Here is a 453-nt window from a genome sequence, read left to right as displayed (position 1 = left end):
CTCCATTTCGCCGATCTCCACCTCAATCCGGTGGCGATCGACCTGCGTTTCTTCCAGATCAAATGGTATTCGATCGCCTATATCACCGGCATTCTGGTCGGCTGGTGGTATTTGCTGAAGCTGCTGCGCCAGCCGGGCGCGCCGATGGCACGCCGCCATGCCGACGATCTGGTGTTCTACGCCACGCTCGGCATCATCCTTGGCGGGCGGCTGGGCTATGCGCTGTTCTACGCGCCGCAATTGCTGACCAAATGGGGCCTGTTCAAGCTGTGGGATGGTGGCATGTCCTTCCACGGCGGGATGATCGGCACCTCGATCGGCATCATCCTGTTTGCGCGCTCGCAAAAGCTCGATTGGCTCCGCGTCCACGATTATCTCGCCTGCGCGGTGCCGTTCGGTCTGTTCTTTGGGCGGATCGACAATTTCGTGAACGGCGAATTGTGGGGCAAGCCG

The 453-nt window shown here is 60.3% G+C and carries 1 protein-coding gene; it reads left to right on the top strand.

Features of this window, described 5'->3' with window-relative positions; genetic code table 11:
• The coding region (lgt, locus tag AACY49_RS30995; RefSeq protein WP_339528131.1) for a prolipoprotein diacylglyceryl transferase at positions 1-453 on the top strand (453 nt) is incomplete at both ends.

It is taken from the genome of Pseudomonas sp. EL_65y_Pfl2_R96, assembly GCF_963970905.1.
In the GTDB taxonomy this organism is placed as follows: domain Bacteria; phylum Pseudomonadota; class Gammaproteobacteria; order Pseudomonadales; family Pseudomonadaceae; genus Aquipseudomonas.
This window is presented reverse-complemented; position numbering and strand designations above follow the sequence as displayed.